Origin of the sequence: Pseudomonas californiensis, from assembly GCF_021147775.1 — a bacterium.
GTDB classification, from domain to species: Bacteria; Pseudomonadota; Gammaproteobacteria; order Pseudomonadales; family Pseudomonadaceae; genus Aquipseudomonas; species Aquipseudomonas californiensis.
In genome coordinates this window covers 180968-198447 of sequence record NZ_JAGTPK010000012.1, presented here as the reverse complement: position 1 = coordinate 198447, position 17480 = coordinate 180968, and the positions used below count along the sequence as shown (strand labels likewise).

Below are 17480 nucleotides of genomic sequence, written 5' to 3'. Positions count from 1 at the left end.
AGCTAGCGTGTAATCGCGCTGGCTACGCCTTTTGCCTGAGTCCATTGAATCCTCCTGAGGAAAGGTCAGAAGGTGTAAACCTTATTCAGGACGGGACAAAGGCACGAAAAAAAGCGCGCCTGAACAATAATCTGCAATCGGTCACGGAACCCTTGGAACCGACCTAAACTCCAAACTGCGCAGGAGGTGTTAAAACGCCGGTCTGCCTTGATGTGAATACTCAAGAAACTCGACCCTTGGCTGAACATAATAGAGAAAAAAGCTATGAAACGGATTCTTCTGGGAACGCTCTTCGCCGCTGTATCCATCAACGCTATGGCTCAAGCTCCAGGCGGCCCTGACTGCGGTTGGGGCAACATGTTGTTCGAAGGCCAGCGCGGTACTCCCGCTCACTTCCTGGCTTCCACCACCAACGGCACGTCGGGTAACGCCACCTTCGGCATGACTTCCGGCACCAACGGTTGCTCTACCAACAGCGCACTGACCTACGGTGGCAAATCCTGGCTTGCCATGAACGGCATGATGGATGAGCTCTCCAAAGACATGGCCATGGGTCAGGGTGAAGCACTGACTACCTATGCAGTCGTGCTGGGTGTTGCACCGGAAGACCGTGCGCACTTCGCTGACGTCACTCACGAAAACTTCTCGAAAATCTTCAGCAAGGCCGACGCCACCGCCGAAGACGTTCAGGCCAACACAGTCAACGTCATGAAAAACGATCCGACTCTGGCCAAGTACGCTACCCAGGCTTAAAGTCGTTCGCCCGCCCTTCTGTTCTGAAGGGCGGGTCTCTCTTCCCTGACTAGTTGCCCTCTATGCTCAAACGTCTTGTATCGCTGGCGCTGTTTGTCTGTGCCCCCTTGTCTGCTGCTCCTCATGTGACTGCAGACCGTTTGCAGCAATTGGCCAACGAGCCGTTCTGGATTTCGCTGGGCCATTATGAAGCCGGCAAGCTTGGCGGCTGGCGCAGCTATGTCGACGACCCCAAATTCTTTCTCGCTGCCAACGGTGCACATGACCCCAAGGCGGAGCTGAGCGCAACACTCAAGGCTATCTATGCTCCTGTGACCAACGAGCAGACCCACGCTCAATGTGTATACCCGGCACGTACGCGCTGGTTGCGCGACCAGTTGAAGCTCACTGACTTGCCGACACTGGACTGCACTGAATTCAAGGCCTGGTTCAAGGACGTGGCGCCTGACAGCACAGTGCTGATATTCCCGGCCGCCTACCTCAACAGCCCTTCATCGATGTTTGGCCACACGCTGCTGCGCATCGACCCGGCAAGCGCCAGGACCAACAACACCACGCTGCTGAGCTACGCCATCAACTTCGGTGCCTACATCGAGGGCATGGACAACAGCATTCTTTATGCCTGGAAAGGCCTGATGGGCGGTTACCCCGGATTGTTCGCGCTGGTGCCCTATCAGGAAAAGCTTTCGGAGTACCGCAGCCTCGAAAATCGCGACTTGTGGGAATACCGATTGAACCTGACGCCGGAAGAAACCAGGCGCATGGTTGAGCATGTCTGGGAGTTGAAACAGATCCGCTTCAGTTACTTCTTCTTCGACGAAAACTGCTCGTACCGTCTGCTGGAGCTGTTGCAGGTTGCGCGTCCGGGCCTGCACCTGACCGAGCAGTTCGGTCTGACCGCAATCCCGACCGACACCGTAAAAGCCATCAAGGCGGCAGGCCTGGTCGACAGCATTGATTACCGACCTTCCCGTGAGCGCGAACTGCTGAGCCGCGCTGAACCACTGGACGCCGACGAGCAACAGTGGGTTCTGAAAGTCAGCGCTGACCAGAAACAACTGCAGGACAGCCAGTACCTGGCCCAACCCAAGGAACGCCGCGCACTGATCCAGGACGCTGCGTATCGCCTGGAGCGCTACCGCGCGAACGGCCTTGAACGCGATACTCAGCGCTCGCAACGCAGCTTCGAGCTGCTGCAGGCCATCAACCAGAACCCGCCGCCGCAGCTGGATATTCAGCGACCGGGGCTGCCGGAGGACGGGCACGAATCCCGGACCTGGCAACTGGGCGCGGGTACACGGGGTGACAAGGCTTTCGCGGAATATGGCCTGCGTATGGCGTATCACGATCTGAACGACAACGCTTATGGCTTCCCGCTTGGCGCGCAGATCGAGATTCTGCAGCTCAAGGTGCGTCAATACGAGGGCAACGAGTGGCAGGTGCAGCAACTGGACCTGGCAACGATCCGCTCGCTGACACCGCGTACCGAACTCCTCAAGCCGTGGTCATGGCAGGTCACCGGTGGCCTTGAACGAGTGCTGGGCAAGCATGGCGATGAGAATCTGGTCAGCCATGTCAACGGCGGCGCGGGCGGCACTTGGCAGTTGGGTGACGGCGTACTGGGTTTCGCCTTGGGTACCGTGCGGATCGAGCATAACAACGACTTCTCGGAATTCGTTTCCCCGGCCGCCGGCTTCAACACCGGCGTGCTGTGGCGCAACCCGCTGGGCAACCTCAGCCTGGAAGCCAAGGGTGACTACTTCATCAACGGCGAAGTACGCCGCAGCGTCAGCCTCAATCAGCAATGGGAGCTTTCCCGCAACCTCGGCCTGCGCCTTAGCGCACAACGTGAATTCAGCCAACTGAGTTCACCGCAGAATGAGGTGATGCTCGAGGTGAAGTGGTATCACTACTGACATCAGGACGGCGCTCCTCGAAGCTGATCGGTAAACGATCAGGCGCTACATGAGGACCGCCGCCCTCTTATGACGCATGCGACACATTCCCTACGTCGTTTTTACACATAACTCACATATTCGCTTCTAGACTCTCCTCATATGTCGAGGAAATCACCATGAAGCTGCATTGGGTGTTGTTGTCGCTGGCCATCGTGCTGGCGGGTTGTCAGTCCACCCGCGATCAAATGCTGGCAGAAGGATATCCACCGGGGTTTGCCGATGGGTTTCAGGACGGATGTGGCAGCGGCAGGCAGGCAGCCGGAGCCATCACAGGGCAGTTCAGGAAGAACGTACCGCGCTACTTGAAGGACCGGCTCTACGCCGAGGGCTGGACCGATGGTTTTCGCCAGTGTCAGGCCTCGGAAGACAGTCGTGACCGGCTCGACCCTGGCCAGGTATGGAACGACCGGGACCGCGCCTGGGAGCAGGAGAAAACCCGTAGCGCAGCCAAAGCCTATCGTCCGCGCTGATTCACAGCCTGCGCAAACATCCGACGAAACCAATCGCTTGCTCAAGTGGCCCAAACCCAATTAGGGAGGACATTTCATGAGTCGCGCATTCGTAAATGAAGACAACGCAGCGTCAGACGCCAACCAGCCTGTAGAAAGGTTCATCAGTGCGCAAACCAATTACGTCACGGCCCACGGCCTGGTCCTGCTGCAAGAACACGTGAGTGAATTGCAGGCGCAGCACAGCGCGCAAAGTGCACTGGGCGAAAACGCTGACAAACAGCGACTGGCCGATCTGGAACGCGACCTGCGCTATTTCAATCAGCGCGTACAAAGTGCACAGGTGGTTACTCCGGCAATCTCCACTGAAAAGGTGCAGATTGGCAGCTGGGTGACATTCGCTGACGAGAACGACAAGCGGCAAAAAGTACAGTTGGTCGGGGAGGACCAGGCTGATGCAGCCAATGGCCTTATCAATTGGGCATCGCCATTGGGCAGTGCGCTGTTGAAAAAGGAAGTGGGAGACGAGGTGGTCTGGAAGCGTCCGGCAGGGGACCAGACGATTGAGGTGATATTGATTGAATCAGATGCTGGCTGACCAGGCGCCCCCAGCAAAGCCATAAACGGCGCCGCTCCCGATCAGGAGCGGTACCTGTCAATGAGCCTTATCAGGCCAGCTTTTTGTGACGAACGCGGTGCGGCTGTGCAGCAGCATCGCCCAGACGCTTTTTGCGATCTGCTTCGTATTCGGTGTAGTTGCCTTCGAAGAACACCGCCTGCGAATCGTCTTCGTACGCCAGGATGTGTGTGGCCACACGGTCAAGGAACCACCGATCGTGAGAGATCACAATCGCGGCGCCCGGGAAGTCCAGCAGGGCTTCCTCCAGCGAACGCAGGGTTTCAACGTCAAGGTCGTTGGACGGTTCGTCGAGCAGCAGCACGTTGCCGCCCTCTTTCAAGGTCAACGCCAGGTGCAGACGACCGCGCTCACCACCAGACAGGTCCTTGACGAACTTCTGCTGGTCGCCGCCTTTGAAGTTGAAACGACCGACGTAGGTACGCGACGGGATTTCATAGTTGCCGATACGGATCACATCGGAGCCATCGGACACCGCCTGGAACACTGACTTGCTGCCGTCGAGGTCGTCACGGCTCTGGTCAACGCAGGCCAGTTGCACGGTTTCGCCGACTTCGATACTGCCGGAATCCGGTTGCTCCTTGCCCATCAGCATGCGGAACAGTGTCGATTTACCAGCACCGTTACCGCCGATAACACCGACGATAGCGCCCTTGGGCATGGAGAACGACAGGTTTTCGATCAACACGCGATCGCCATAGCCCTTGGAAACGTTCTTGAACTCGATGACCTTGTCGCCCAGACGCGGGCCAGCCGGGATGTAGATCTCGTTGGTCTCGCTGCGTTTCTGGAATTCCTGCGACTGCATTTCTTCAAAGCGTTGCAGACGAGCCTTGGACTTGGACTGACGCGCCTTGGCACCCTTGCGGACCCATTCCAGCTCGTCTTTCATGGCTTTTTCATGGGCCGACTGCTGCTTGGATTCCTGGGCCAGACGATCGGACTTGGCCTCAAGCCAACCCGAATAGTTGCCTTCATAAGGAATGCCCGCACCGCGGTCGAGTTCCAGAATCCAGCCCGCTACGTTATCCAGGAAGTAACGGTCGTGCGTGATCGCAACCACAGTGCCCGGGAAATCGTGCAGGAAGTGCTCGAGCCAGGCCACCGAATCGGCATCCAGGTGGTTGGTTGGTTCGTCGAGCAGCAACATGTCTGGCGCAGACAGCAGCAGGCGGCACAATGCAACACGGCGTTTTTCGCCACCGGACAGCACAGCCACTTTCGCGTCCCAGGCCGGCAGACGCAATGCGTCGGCAGCGACTTCGAGCTGGCGCTCCAGGTTGTGACCGTCACTGGCTTGCAGGATGGCTTCGAGCTTGGCCTGTTCGGCGGCCAGCTTGTCGAAATCGGCATCAGGCTCAGCGTACTCGGCATAGACCTGATCCAGACGCGCCTGGGCGTCCTTGATCACGCTGACTGCTTCCTCGACCACTTCACGCACTGTCTTGTCGGGGTCAAGTTGTGGCTCTTGCGGCAGATAACCCACGTTCAATTCAGGCATCGGACGCGCTTCGCCATCGAACTCTGTGTCGACACCGGCCATGATCTTCAACAGCGTGGACTTACCCGAGCCGTTGAGACCCAGAACGCCGATCTTGGCGCCGGGGAAGAACGAAAGAGAGATGTTCTTGAGAATTTCCCGCTTCGGCGGCACAACTTTGCTCAGCCGATGCATGGTAAAGACGTATTGAGCCATGGAATGAAAACCTAGCGTCTGTGATGAAGGCCAATTGAGAACACGAGCTTAAAGCTCCGGCCGGGAAAAAGCTTTTATTTGTCTGTGGGACTTGCCGCCTGACCGTTCCGTGCCTTGAATCAACACAGACAGAGAACGCAACGGGGCATCATGGCAAACATTAAAGCTGGATCAATGTTTGCATGCAGTGAAGTCGCTGAAGCGATGCGTCAATACAGTGTTCATCCTGTAACTGCGCGTTGCGCAAAGCTACCCGAATGCGGCCTGTAGGGCAAACGATCTGCCCCAACAGGACTGGCACTCTGCCACAAGTCAAGGCATGCTAGCCGCCCTTTGGGCGACCGGCCTATATTGCATAATGCATCGCTGCTTCAGCCCAGTAGTCAGGAACATCGATTTGCCCACTACACCGTCTTCTTCGCCATCAAGTATCGCCCACGGCAGTACTGCAAGGCCTCTGCGTGGGTCATTGAAAGGGGCATTGGCCGTCCTGGTGTTGCTGATGCTTGCGCTTATGCTCTGGCAACTTTTCGAGCAGTTTCATCAGACTCAGGAGCGCCAACGCCAGCGCAGCCTCGACTACAGCTCTCAACTGGCCGACCGACTGAGCCTCAACATGTCGTTGAATGCCCAGATCGCCATGAACCTGCTGGATGAAACGCCTTCGTTCGGCAACCAGCTGAAACAACCCACAACACTGACAAGCCTGCGCCAGGCACTCCCGGCATTGCGCAGCGTGGCTGTCATGAACGCAGCAGGCGACATTGTGGCGGACAGCGGGGATGTCACCGAGGACACCGCGTTCCTGAAAACCGCACTGAAACAAGTTGCGGGGCGTCCTTACTTCTATATCGCCAATGAAGACGGAACACTGATCTACCTGCTGATGCGCCAGACCGGCGGCATATCAGGCGATTATTGGGTCGTGCGACTTCAGCCCGACGCACTCAGGGATTTTATCCAGCAACCGGAACATGATTTTCAGCACCTGTGGCGTCTGGAAAAACGCGTCACGCAACGCGTGATCCTGCGCGCCGCATTGCCATCCGGCGAACCGGAGGCCAACCAGACCGACACGCTTCTGTTGCAACCGCTGAACAATAGTGATTGGCAACTACGCGGCCTGTTCGATGCACGCAAGGCACGTCAGGACCTGCTGGCTCCACTGTTGGGAAAATGCCTGCTGGGCCTGCTGCTGTCGATACTGCCACTGGTCGCCATCCTGAGCTTGCGTGGTCGCCAGCGTCAATTGCTGGAAAGCCGTCGACGTTATCGGGAGATTTTCGAAGGTGCAGGCGTAGCGATTTGCGTGATTGACATGTCCAGCCTGCCCGAGCGGCTGGAAACCCTTCAGATTCGTAGCCCTGAAGACCTGGACCTGCTGATCAAGGGCCAGCCGGGAAACCTCAAGATACTGCTGCAGCAGCTGCGCGTCACCGAGGTCAACCAGGTTGCCCTCAGCCTGCTGAATATCGAATGCGGCGAGCAGGTCTGGCAGAAACTGATCGAAGGCGAATGGCGCACGCGTCCCGGTATCGGCGCAGATATCATTCGGGCCGTGCTGAACAAGCAGCCGCAACTCGAGCTGGAGATCCGTCTGACCCAGGACGGCGGCCAGGACCAGCATCTATGGCTGGTGCTGCGGCTGCCCGAAAGCCGCAGCGACTTTGATGCCGTGATTCTCAGCATTGGCGACATCACCAGCCGCAAGCAGATCGAGCTGTCGCTGCAGGACCGGGAAAGCTTTTGGTCCGATGTGGTACGCACCGTGCCTGACCACCTGTATGTGCAGGACGTGCTGAGCCAGCGCATGATCTACAGCAACCATCATCTGGGGTACACGCTGGGCTACAGCAAATACGAGCTGCATGCGATGGGCGAGTTTTTCTGGGAAATCCTGCTGCACCCGGACGACGCCAAGATCTATCAGGACATGCGCCTGCGTCAGCGTCATCACGGGCACAAAGAGTTGCTGCAGTGCGTCTTGCGCTTCCGTGACCGCGAGAACAACTGGCGCTGTTTCGACATTCGCGAGCAGGCGCTGGCCCGGGATCATCAGGATCTGGTCACACGCATTATTGGCGTCGCCAAGGACATCACCGAACAGGTCGCCGCCAGTCAGTCACTGCGTGACAGCGAGCAACGCTATCGCATGCTTGCCGAAAGCATCAGTGACGTCATTTTCTCCACCGACAGCAAGCTGAATTCCAACTACGTCAGCCCTTCGGTGCAAAGCGTACTGGGCTACAGCGCCGACTGGATCCTCGCCAACGGCTGGGGATCGACCGTTGCCAACCCGCAGCAACTGACAGGCTTCGATGCGTTGATGGGCAGTATAAAAAAAGCCCTCGACAAGCCCGATGAGCTGGCCAGATTGCGCAATGAAGCGACCACACGACTGTTCCTGTTCGATTGCCTGCGCGCCGACGGTCGCAAGATCCCGGTCGAGTTGCGGGTGGTACTGGTATGGGACGAACGTGGCAGCTTCGAAGGTGTGCTTGGCGTCGGTCGCGACATCAGCCAGCAGCGCCGTGCGGAAAAAGACCTGCGCATGGCTGCCACGGTTTTCGAACACTCCACCTCTGCCATCCTGATCACTGACCCTGCGGGCTACATCGTGCAGGCCAACGAGGCGTTCACGCGCGTCAGTGGCTACGAAGTGTCACAGGTGCTCGACCAGTTGCCGGGCATGCTCACGGTCGAAGCAGAGCAGGAATCGCACCTGCGTTACATCCTCAAGCAACTCAATCAGAGTGGTACATGGGAAGGCGAGATACGGCTGAAGCGACGCAGTGGCGAGCATTACCCGGCATGGGTCGGTATTACGGCAGTGGTCGACGACGAAGGCGATCTGGCGAGCTATGTGTGCTTTTTCAGCGATATCAGCGAACGCAAAGCCAGCGAACAGCGCATTCACAGGTTGGCTTATTACGACGCCTTGACCCACCTGCCCAACCGCACCCTGTTTCAGGATCGCCTGCACTCGGCGTTGCAACAGGCCGAGCGCCAGCAAAGCTGGGTCGTACTGATGTTCCTCGACCTGGACCGTTTCAAGCCGATCAACGACTCACTGGGCCATGCTGCTGGTGACCGGATGCTCAAGGAAATGGCGACTCGCCTGCTGGCATGCGTCACTGACGATGACACCGTGGCGCGAATGGGCGGCGATGAGTTCACGCTGCTGCTCCAGCCTCGTGCGACCCGTGAGCTGGCGTTGAACCGTGCGATTCATGTGGCGGAACAGATCCTGACCAGCCTGATCACCCCTTTCGTGCTCGAAGGCCGCGAATTTTTCGTGACCGCCAGTATCGGTATCGCCCTGAGTCCGCAGGACGGCAACGAGCTGAGTCAGTTGATGAAAAACGCCGACACTGCGATGTACCACGCCAAAGAGCGCGGCAAGAACAACTTCCAGTTCTATCAGGCCGACATGAACGCCAGCGCCCTGGAACGCCTGGAACTGGAGAGCGATTTGCGCCATGCACTGGAGCAAGAAGAATTCACGCTCTACTACCAGCCGCAGTTCAGTGGCGACGGCAAGCGTCTGACCGGTGCCGAAGCGCTCCTGCGCTGGCGCCATCCCCGTCGTGGCCTGGTACCGCCGAATGACTTCATCCCCGTGCTTGAAGAGCTGGGCCTGGTGGTTGAAGTGGGCGATTGGGTACTGGCCGAAGCCTGCCGTCAGCTCAAACACTGGCATCAGGCCAAAGTGCGCGTCCCCAAAGTGTCGGTCAACATCTCGGCACGGCAGTTTTCGGACGGTCAGCTTGGCAATCGAATCGCCCTGATCCTGCAACAGACCGGCCTGTCGCCTGCCTGCCTGGAGCTTGAGCTGACCGAGAGCATTCTGATGCGTGAGGTCAATGAAGCCATGCAGATCCTCGATAGTCTCAAAAATCTCGGCCTGAGCATCGCGGTGGATGACTTTGGTACGGGCTACTCGTCGTTGAATTACCTCAAGCAGTTCCCGATTGATGTCCTGAAGATCGACCGCACATTCGTCGACGGCCTGCCCTCGGGCGAACAGGATGCGCAAATTGCCCGGGCAATCATCGCCATGGCCCACAGCCTGAACCTGTCAGTGATCGCCGAAGGCGTAGAAACCCACGAGCAACTCGAGTTTCTGCGTGAACACGGCTGCGATGAAGTTCAGGGCTATCTGTTTGGCCGCCCGATGCCCGCTGGCCAATTCGAAGCGCAATTCAGCAACGACGCGCTGTTCATGCTCGACTGACAGCCTCAACCCGGCGCCGTTGGCATTCAAGGCGCCAAGCTGCAACCCATTCATCCGGCTCATGACTCCCTTTCATATGCCAGATAAAACCTGATGGGTTAGAATGCCCCCCTTTTCCGCCATGCCCCCTTGAGGACTGCCATGTTCAGCCGTGATTTGACTCTCGCGAAGTACGACGCCGATCTGTTTGCCGCCATGGAGCAAGAAGCTCTGCGTCAGGAAGAACACATCGAGCTGATCGCCTCGGAAAACTACACCAGTCCGGCCGTCATGGAAGCTCAGGGCTCGGTCCTGACCAACAAGTACGCCGAAGGCTACCCAGGCAAGCGCTACTACGGCGGCTGCGAATACGTAGACGTGGTCGAGCAACTGGCCATTGACCGCGCCAAGGAACTGTTCGGTGCCGATTACGCCAACGTACAACCGCACGCCGGTTCCCAGGCCAACTCGGCTGTTTACCTGGCTCTGCTGCAAGGCGGCGACACCATTCTGGGCATGAGCCTGGCTCACGGCGGTCACTTGACCCACGGCGCCAGCGTCAGCTCGTCCGGCAAACTGTATAACGCTGTTCAGTATGGCATCGACGCCAACGGCATGATCGACTACGACGAAGTCGAGCGCCTGGCGGTCGAGCACAAGCCAAAAATGATCGTGGCTGGTTTCTCTGCCTACTCGCAGATTCTGGACTTCCCGCGTTTCCGCGAAATCGCTGACAAGGTGGGTGCCTACCTGTTCGTCGACATGGCTCACGTAGCCGGTCTGGTCGCTGCAGGCGTTTACCCTAACCCGGTCCCGTTCGCTGACGTCGTGACCACCACCACGCACAAGACCCTGCGCGGCCCACGTGGCGGCCTGATCCTGGCTCGCGCCAACGCCGAGATCGAGAAAAAGCTGAACTCCGCCGTCTTCCCGGGCGCCCAGGGCGGCCCGCTGGAACACGTCATCGCGGCCAAGGCCGTGTGCTTCAAGGAAGCACTGCAGCCTGAGTTCAAGACTTACCAGCAACAAGTGGTCAAGAACGCCAAGGCCATGGCTGGCGTGTTCATCGAGCGCGGCTTTGATGTGGTTTCCGGCGGTACTGAAAACCACCTGTTCCTGCTGTCGCTGATCAAGCAGGACATTTCCGGTAAAGACGCCGACGCCGCCCTGGGCCGCGCGTTCATCACCGTGAACAAAAACTCTGTACCCAATGACCCACGCTCCCCGTTCGTCACCTCCGGCCTGCGCTTCGGCACACCGGCAGTGACCACTCGCGGCTTCAAGGAAGCTGAGTGCAAGGAACTGGCTGGCTGGATCTGCGACATCCTGGCTGACCTGAACAACGAAGCGGTCATCGACGCCGTTCGCGAGAAGGTCAAGGCCATCTGCGCCAAGCTGCCGGTTTACGGCGCTTAATAGCGTTTTAGCCGCAACAGCGAAAAAACCGGCTTGCACAAGCCGGTTTTTTTTCGTCTGAAATTCAGCACTGCTGCCATATAAACCCAGGTCTGCGTGCAAGGTGCCGCCTTCGAGCAGGGCCTTGATGCTTACTGAAGACTTTCCCTGCACCCTAACAGGAACTCTCGTACTCAAGTTCTGCGGTCAACGGTTTAGAGTGTCATCTTCCCTGCGCTATAGGTCCTGACAACCCTGAACTCGCATGCGGGGTTATTGGCCTATGCCACCTCAAACCATGCCTCGACAAAACAGAGTCAGCCTACTGAACGGTTTGCTATGAAAAATCATGAAAATTGACCGCCGCATCGCTCTCTCATGCCTGGCTGCGCTCATCGCCCAGTCCGGCATAACGCTCTATCTACCATCGCTGCCCTCAATAGCGGAGCATTTTCAGGCTGCTGCGAGCTTCTCGGCACTGACGCTGTCGGCTTTTCTGGTCGGGATGGGTTTGTCGATGCTGTTGTGGGGCAAGGTTGCAGCAGTGCTGGGAAGTCGAACGACATTGATCGGAGCGCTGGGGCTGTTTGCTGTAGGCAGCTCGGGAGTCGCGCTGTCCATCGATACATCAATGTTCCTGACGTGCCGTGTCATTCAAGGCGTGGCGGCAGGGGGCATATCGATCATGGCGCGCGTGCTGCTGCGTGACAGCTTCAGCATTGAGCAACTGCCGAAAGCACTGAGCTGGCTGTCGATATGTTTCGTGCTTTCGTTGGGCGTGGCGCAATTTGCAGGTGCTCTTTTGTACGTAGCGTTGGGCTGGCAGGCAATCTTCGTGACAAGTGCGGTGTTGAGCGTCCTAGTCATGATCCCGATAAAACTGTATGGCCCTGTTACGTCTCGCAAACCCTCGGCGCTCACACAAGGCCGCAGTGCCTACAAAACATTGATTCAGGACAGCCGGTTTCTGCGCCCAGTGCTTGCCGGAGGTTTGGGTTACGGGGTGATCATTCTGTTCGGCGCCAGTACGCCCGCCATTTTTCAGCAGCATTTCAAATGGACTGTTCTGGAACATGGCGGGCTTGGATGGCCTATCAGCGGTGCCTACCTTCTGGGCGCTTTATCCGTCAGTTGGTTGATAACCAGACGCACCCAGGAAAACAGCTTTTTGCTAGGGCTGATGTGCATGATGGGAGGTGCATTGCTGATGGGCGCAGGGCAGCTCCTTTATCCAACTGCCGCCGCAGCGCTCTGGCTACCTTACTGCCTGTTGTTGGTGGGCCAAGGCGCTGCTTATCCTTTATGCCAGTCCCTTGCCAACAAGAACGCTAGTGTGGACGGTCCATACGCCATGGCGCTGACAGGGTTTATCCACCAAGTGATAGCGGCATGCTGCGGGGGTATCGCCAGCCTTTTGCCCCCAGGCCAGCCGGGCCCCTTCACACTGATGTGTATAACACTCGCGATACTGGCCGTAAGCATCTATCTCCCGGGGCATAGCAGCGGCCTCAGCCAGCGTTCAAAGCAAAACCAGGCATAGTCGGGAAATAGTACCCCGAATAAATTCACGCGAAGCGAACGTGCCCTTGAATAGTTCAAGGGAAGAAAGATCAGCACTTTCCCGCAAACTCTGTAGAGATGGCCTACATAAAGCCGTAGCCAGACGCGCAAGGATGCACGGCTCAAGTTGCCATGAGCCCGACCATGATCCCTGTCGCACGACTTACCGACCCCCATGCCTGCCCGATACCGGGCCACGGCGTCACCCCCGTCTCGTCTGCCTCGCCGACCGTCATGGTCAACGGCCTGCCTGTAGCGCGTATTGGCGACATGGCAGCCTGCGGCGCAGTCATCGTTTCAGGCTTCCCGACCATACTGGTCAACGGCCGCCCCATGGCGCACCTCGGCAGCCTGACCTCGCACGGCGGTACGATCGTGACCGGCAGTCAGGACTGTTTTGGCGGTGACGTCAGTTTTGCTACGTCGAGCCTGGTGGTCGATTTCAAAAAAATGGGCGCCTTGCGCGAAGACGGCGTAGTCGATGAAGGCGCCATGGAGGGTTTGCTGAGCAATCCGCAGCTGGAGCGCTTTGCTCAATCGGCTGGCGCACTCATGCAAACCAGCGAAGGCGCACCATTCTCCGCCCTGCCCCAGCACCCAGCCTTGCCTGATCACTGAAAAGCAGCCGGAACCCGAATGCCAAACGTCACATCGTGCTCGAAACCGGGGAGGAGCTGGAAGGGTGCAAATCGTGGCAGGCCCTGCTGAATACGTGCGACGAACTGCCCCGCGCTGCACCTGGAAGGTTCGATCTTGACTGCCGGCGCATTGATGACGCCGCCAGCATCCCGCTCACCCCACCAGTGCAGCGAAGCCTGCACGGATTTTCTCTTCCGGCAGTTCGTCCGCGATGAACACGATCACGCTCTCGCGCTTTTCGCCTTCGGCCCATTCGGTGTCCCAGTCGAAGCCGTAGAGCTTGAGCACGCCCTGAAATACCAGCCGACGCGGCTCGCCTTCAATGTCGAGTACGCCTTTGTAGCGCAGCAATTGCTTGCCGTGATCTTCCAGCAGTTCGTTCATGAACGCGCTGAGCCTGTCGATGTTCAGCGGCGTGTCGCTGCGCAGGACCAGGCTGGTGATTCGGTCCCCGGAGTTACCCACCGGCGCCAGTGGCCGCAGGGTCATGCCACCGCCCAGATCGGCGTTGAGGTTGAAGCCACGCACGTCGAGCAGTTCGACCAGGTCGATATGGCCATGGTCGACGATACGGATCGGCGCACGGCGGTTGATGCGGGTCAGGCGCGCGCTCAGGGCGTCGAATGCTGCGTCATCGACCAGATCACGCTTGCTGACCAGCAAGCGATCGGCAAAGCCAATCTGTGCCTGAGCGATGGTCTGCGCCAGATGCGTGTCGGCATGGGCCGCATCGACCAGGGTGATGATGCCGTCGAGGATGTAACGCTCACGCAGCTCTTCGTCGATGAAGAAGGTCTGGGCGACCGGTGCCGGGTCGGCAAGGCCGGTGCATTCGATCACCAGTCGGTCGAAAGCGATTTCGCCACTGTCCAGCCGTTCTAGCAACAGGTAAAGCGCTTTGGTCAGGTCGGTGTGAATGGTGCAGCACACGCAGCCGTTGGACAGGGTCATGATCTGCACAGGATCGGTGCCCAGCAACTGGCTGTCGATGCCAGCGTCGCTGAATTCGTTTTCAATCACGGCGATTTTCAGGCCGTGCTCGGCCTTGAGCAGATGGCGCAGCAGCGTGGTCTTGCCAGCGCCCAGAAAGCCGGTAAGGACGGTGACGGGGATAGGTTGCAACTCGGTCATAAGGCTCCAGACATGGTGCGTGCAGCTGAAATGAAAACGCGCCACAGGTGAAGGCCTGTGGCGCGTCGGATCAGACAATAACGCAGATCAGAGGATCAGCAGCACTTCGGCCCGCCCTTTCCGCCGTAACGCGCCTCTTGCCGCTCTCGAAAGAACTGCTCGTAGGTCATCATCGGCTTGTCCGGATGAGTCGTCTGCATGTGCTCGACGTACGTGTCGTAGTCAGGCATGCCCACCATCAGGCGCGCGGCCTGACCCAGGTATTTCCCGAGGCGACTCAGGTCATTGAACATGGGCAAATCCTCTGTGAGTGGACATCATCACACCTGCGACGCTGGCGGCATGGCCTGGAACGGAGCTTCCTTGTCGGTACGCTCCTTCTTGCCCCACGCCGCGATGCCTACTTTCAAGGCATAGAACAGGATGCTGAACACCACGAACAGGAACAGGATGGTCAGCCCAGCGTTGGTGTACGCGTTGAAGATTACATGCTGCATCTGGTCCATGGTCTTGGCCGGAGCCAGGATCTGACCCGCATCGGCAGCCGCGCTGTACTTCTTGGCCAGCGCCAGGAAGCCAACGGCCGGGTTGGAGTCAAACAGTTTGATCAGGCCAGCCGTCACGGTGCAGATCAGCAGCCAGGTCGCTGGCAGCATGGTTACCCACACATAGCGCTGACGCTTCATTTTGATCAGCACGACGCTTGCAAGCATCAAGGCGATACCGGCCAGCATCTGGTTGGAGATACCGAACAGCGGCCACAAGGTGTTGATGCCGCCCAATGGATCGATCACGCCCTGATAAAGCAAGTAACCCCACAGCGCGACACAGCCACCGGTGCCGATGGCGTTGGCGGTCCAGGACTCGGTGCGTTTCAAGGCTGGAACGAAGCTGCCCAGCAAGTCCTGCAGCATGAAACGACCGGCACGTGTACCAGCATCAACCGCCGTCAGAATGAACAGCGCTTCAAACAGGATCGCGAAGTGGTACCAGAACGCCATGGTGTTTTCGCCCGGCAGAACCTGGTGCAGGATCTGGGCGATACCCACGGCCAGTGTCGGTGCACCACCAGCACGCGCCAGTACGGTGTTCTCGCCAATGTCCTTGGCCACGGCGGTCAATTGCTCCGGCGTGATGGCGAAGCCCCAACTGCTGACTGTCTGGGCAACCGTCACCACGTCGCTGCCGACCACGGCGGCCGGGCTGTTCATGGCGAAGTACACGCCCGGCTCGATCACCGAAGCAGCGACCATGGCCATGATGGCAACGAAGGATTCCATCAACATGCCGCCGTAACCGATGTAACGAGCGTTTTTCTCGTTATCCAGCAGTTTTGGCGTGGTGCCCGAAGAGATCAGAGCGTGGAAGCCAGACACCGCGCCACAGGCAATGGTGATGAACAGGAACGGGAACAGTGCGCCTTTCCAGACCGGACCGGTGCCATTGGTGAACTGCGTCAGGGCCGGCATTTTCAGCTCAGGCGCCAGAATCAGGATGCCGATCGCCAGCGCGACGATCGTACCGATCTTGAGGAACGTGGACAGGTAGTCGCGGGGTGCAAGCAGCAGCCAGACCGGCAGCATCGCCGCCACGAAACCATAGCCGACCAGCATCCAGGTGATCTGCACACCGGTGAAGGTGAACATCGGCCCCCAGGTCGGATCGGCTGCCACAGCGCCGCCGATCCAGATCGAGGCCAACAACAGGATCACGCCAATGATGGAGATCTCACCGATGCGGCCCGGACGGATGTAGCGCATGTAGACGCCCATGAACATCGCAATCGGGATGGTCGCCATGACGGTGAACATGCCCCACGGGCTCTCGGCCAGCGCCTTGACCACGATCAAAGCCAGCACCGCAAGGATGATGATCATGATCAGGAAGCAGCCGAACAGCGCGATGGTGCCCGGGATGCGGCCCATTTCCTCGCGCACCATGTCGCCCAGCGAGCGACCGTTGCGGCGTGTGGACAGGAACAGAATCATGAAATCCTGCACCGCGCCCGCCAGTACCACACCGGCAATCAGCCACAACGTACCTGGCAGATAGCCCATTTGCGCGGCCAGCACCGGTCCGACCAACGGGCCTGCGCCTGCGATAGCAGCAAAGTGGTGACCGAAAAGAATATGTTTGTTGGTCGGCACATAGTCCAGACCGTCGTTATTGACCACTGCCGGAGTTGCCCGCAGCGGATCGAGTTGCATGACGTGGTTTGCGATAAAAAGACTGTAGTAACGGTAAGCAACCAGATAAATGGCAACCGCAGCGACCACTATCCACAAGGCGTTGATCGCCTCACCGCGGCGCAAGGCCACGACCCCCAGGGCACATGCCCCTACAATTGCGACGATGAGCCAGGGAACATGGCGCATCAAGCTATTATTATTTTTCATTTTTTTATTCCAGCAGAGTTGACTAGAAGGCAAGCAATGCGAGTTTAGCGCTGTCGCACCGAAAGGCCACCCCCCACGATGGTCTAGACCGAAATTTGATCAATTAAGGCTGATACCCGGCATGAGACGGTGACCAGAGCACTGGCTGCGCCCTGCGGCTGCAACAAAACTGCTGGCAGAACTGTTCGGTAACGCCTTTCAGGTCTATCGTGCAGGAATAACGGTATAAACCCGATAAAACCTGCCCCAGGCAATCGGGAAGCCGTCACGAGAGAGTTCATCTGATGACCGACTCACACGCAGACCGTCGTCGTTTCAAGCGTATTGCTTTCGACGCGAAGACCGACCTGAAACAAGGCGAGCACAGCTGGAAGGTTCAATTGATTGACCTGTCCCTTAAAGGCTTGTTGATCAAGCGGCCCGAGCCGTGGACCGGCGACCCTGCCGAGAACTTTTTGGTGAACATTCACCTCAGCCCTGACGCTTACGTGGAAATGGACGTCAGGCTGACCCACGATGACCAGCACCAACTGGGTTTTGTCTGCCTGCACATTGGCTTGCGGTCGATCAGCCATTTGAAGAGGCTGATCGAGCTGAACCTCGCCGATCAGGCGGAGCTGGATCGTGAGCTGGCCGCATTGATCGAGATCTGA

13 protein-coding genes are annotated in these 17480 nt (G+C 58.3%); 9 read left to right on the top strand and 4 right to left on the bottom strand.

Annotation, left to right across the window (positions count from 1 at the left end):
* The first annotated feature begins 264 nt into the window (after positions 1-264).
* From KDX37_RS14510 to KDX37_RS14495, 4 genes are all read left to right on the top strand, one after another.
* A complete protein-coding gene (locus KDX37_RS14510) occupies positions 265-753 on the top strand; it encodes a DUF3015 domain-containing protein (RefSeq protein WP_231653365.1) in 489 nt (162 codons plus the stop codon).
* 62 nt (positions 754-815) lie between these two features.
* Complete coding sequence (locus KDX37_RS14505) at positions 816-2669, top strand: Lnb N-terminal periplasmic domain-containing protein (RefSeq protein ID WP_231653364.1); 1854 nt, start codon at positions 816-818, stop codon at positions 2667-2669.
* A gap of 158 nt (positions 2670-2827) precedes the next feature.
* Entirely contained in the window at positions 2828-3181 is a 354-nt protein-coding gene (locus tag KDX37_RS14500) for a hypothetical protein (RefSeq protein ID WP_231653363.1), read from the top strand.
* Positions 3182-3257: 76 nt separating this feature from the next.
* Entirely contained in the window at positions 3258-3758 is a 501-nt protein-coding gene (locus KDX37_RS14495) for a GreA/GreB family elongation factor (RefSeq protein ID WP_231653362.1), read from the top strand.
* Positions 3759-3828: 70 nt separating this feature from the next.
* Here KDX37_RS14495 and ettA read toward each other — a convergent pair whose 3' ends face one another.
* Entirely contained in the window at positions 3829-5493 is a 1665-nt protein-coding gene (gene ettA, locus KDX37_RS14490; protein WP_231653361.1) for an energy-dependent translational throttle protein EttA, read from the bottom strand.
* A gap of 502 nt (positions 5494-5995) precedes the next feature.
* Between ettA and KDX37_RS14485 the strand changes: the two genes are divergently transcribed.
* From KDX37_RS14485 to KDX37_RS14470, 4 genes are all read left to right on the top strand, one after another.
* Complete coding sequence (locus tag KDX37_RS14485; protein ID WP_319941700.1) at positions 5996-9727, top strand: sensor domain-containing protein; 3732 nt, start codon at positions 5996-5998, stop codon at positions 9725-9727.
* Between the two features lie 141 nt (positions 9728-9868).
* The gene (glyA, locus tag KDX37_RS14480) at positions 9869-11122 is read left to right on the top strand and encodes a serine hydroxymethyltransferase (protein WP_231653359.1); all 1254 of its coding nucleotides are present in this window, start codon (positions 9869-9871) and stop codon (positions 11120-11122) included.
* Positions 11123-11450: 328 nt separating this feature from the next.
* Complete coding sequence (locus tag KDX37_RS14475; RefSeq protein ID WP_231653358.1) at positions 11451-12641, top strand: MFS transporter; 1191 nt, start codon at positions 11451-11453, stop codon at positions 12639-12641.
* Positions 12642-12805: 164 nt separating this feature from the next.
* A complete protein-coding gene (locus KDX37_RS14470) occupies positions 12806-13279 on the top strand; it encodes a PAAR domain-containing protein (protein ID WP_231653357.1) in 474 nt (157 codons plus the stop codon).
* A gap of 174 nt (positions 13280-13453) precedes the next feature.
* Here the strand turns inward: KDX37_RS14470 and yjiA are convergent, their stop codons facing one another.
* From yjiA to KDX37_RS14455, 3 genes are all read right to left on the bottom strand, one after another.
* Complete coding sequence (yjiA, locus tag KDX37_RS14465) at positions 13454-14431, bottom strand: GTPase (RefSeq protein WP_231653356.1); 978 nt, start codon at positions 14429-14431, stop codon at positions 13454-13456.
* A gap of 95 nt (positions 14432-14526) precedes the next feature.
* A complete protein-coding gene (locus tag KDX37_RS14460) occupies positions 14527-14724 on the bottom strand; it encodes a YbdD/YjiX family protein (protein ID WP_004884022.1) in 198 nt (65 codons plus the stop codon).
* A gap of 27 nt (positions 14725-14751) precedes the next feature.
* Positions 14752-16827, bottom strand: a complete 2076-nt coding sequence (locus tag KDX37_RS14455; protein ID WP_231653355.1) for a carbon starvation CstA family protein — start codon at positions 16825-16827, stop codon at positions 14752-14754.
* A gap of 284 nt (positions 16828-17111) precedes the next feature.
* Here KDX37_RS14455 and KDX37_RS14450 point away from each other — a divergent pair, with 284 nt between their 5' ends.
* Entirely contained in the window at positions 17112-17480 is a 369-nt protein-coding gene (locus tag KDX37_RS14450) for a PilZ domain-containing protein (protein WP_231653354.1), read from the top strand.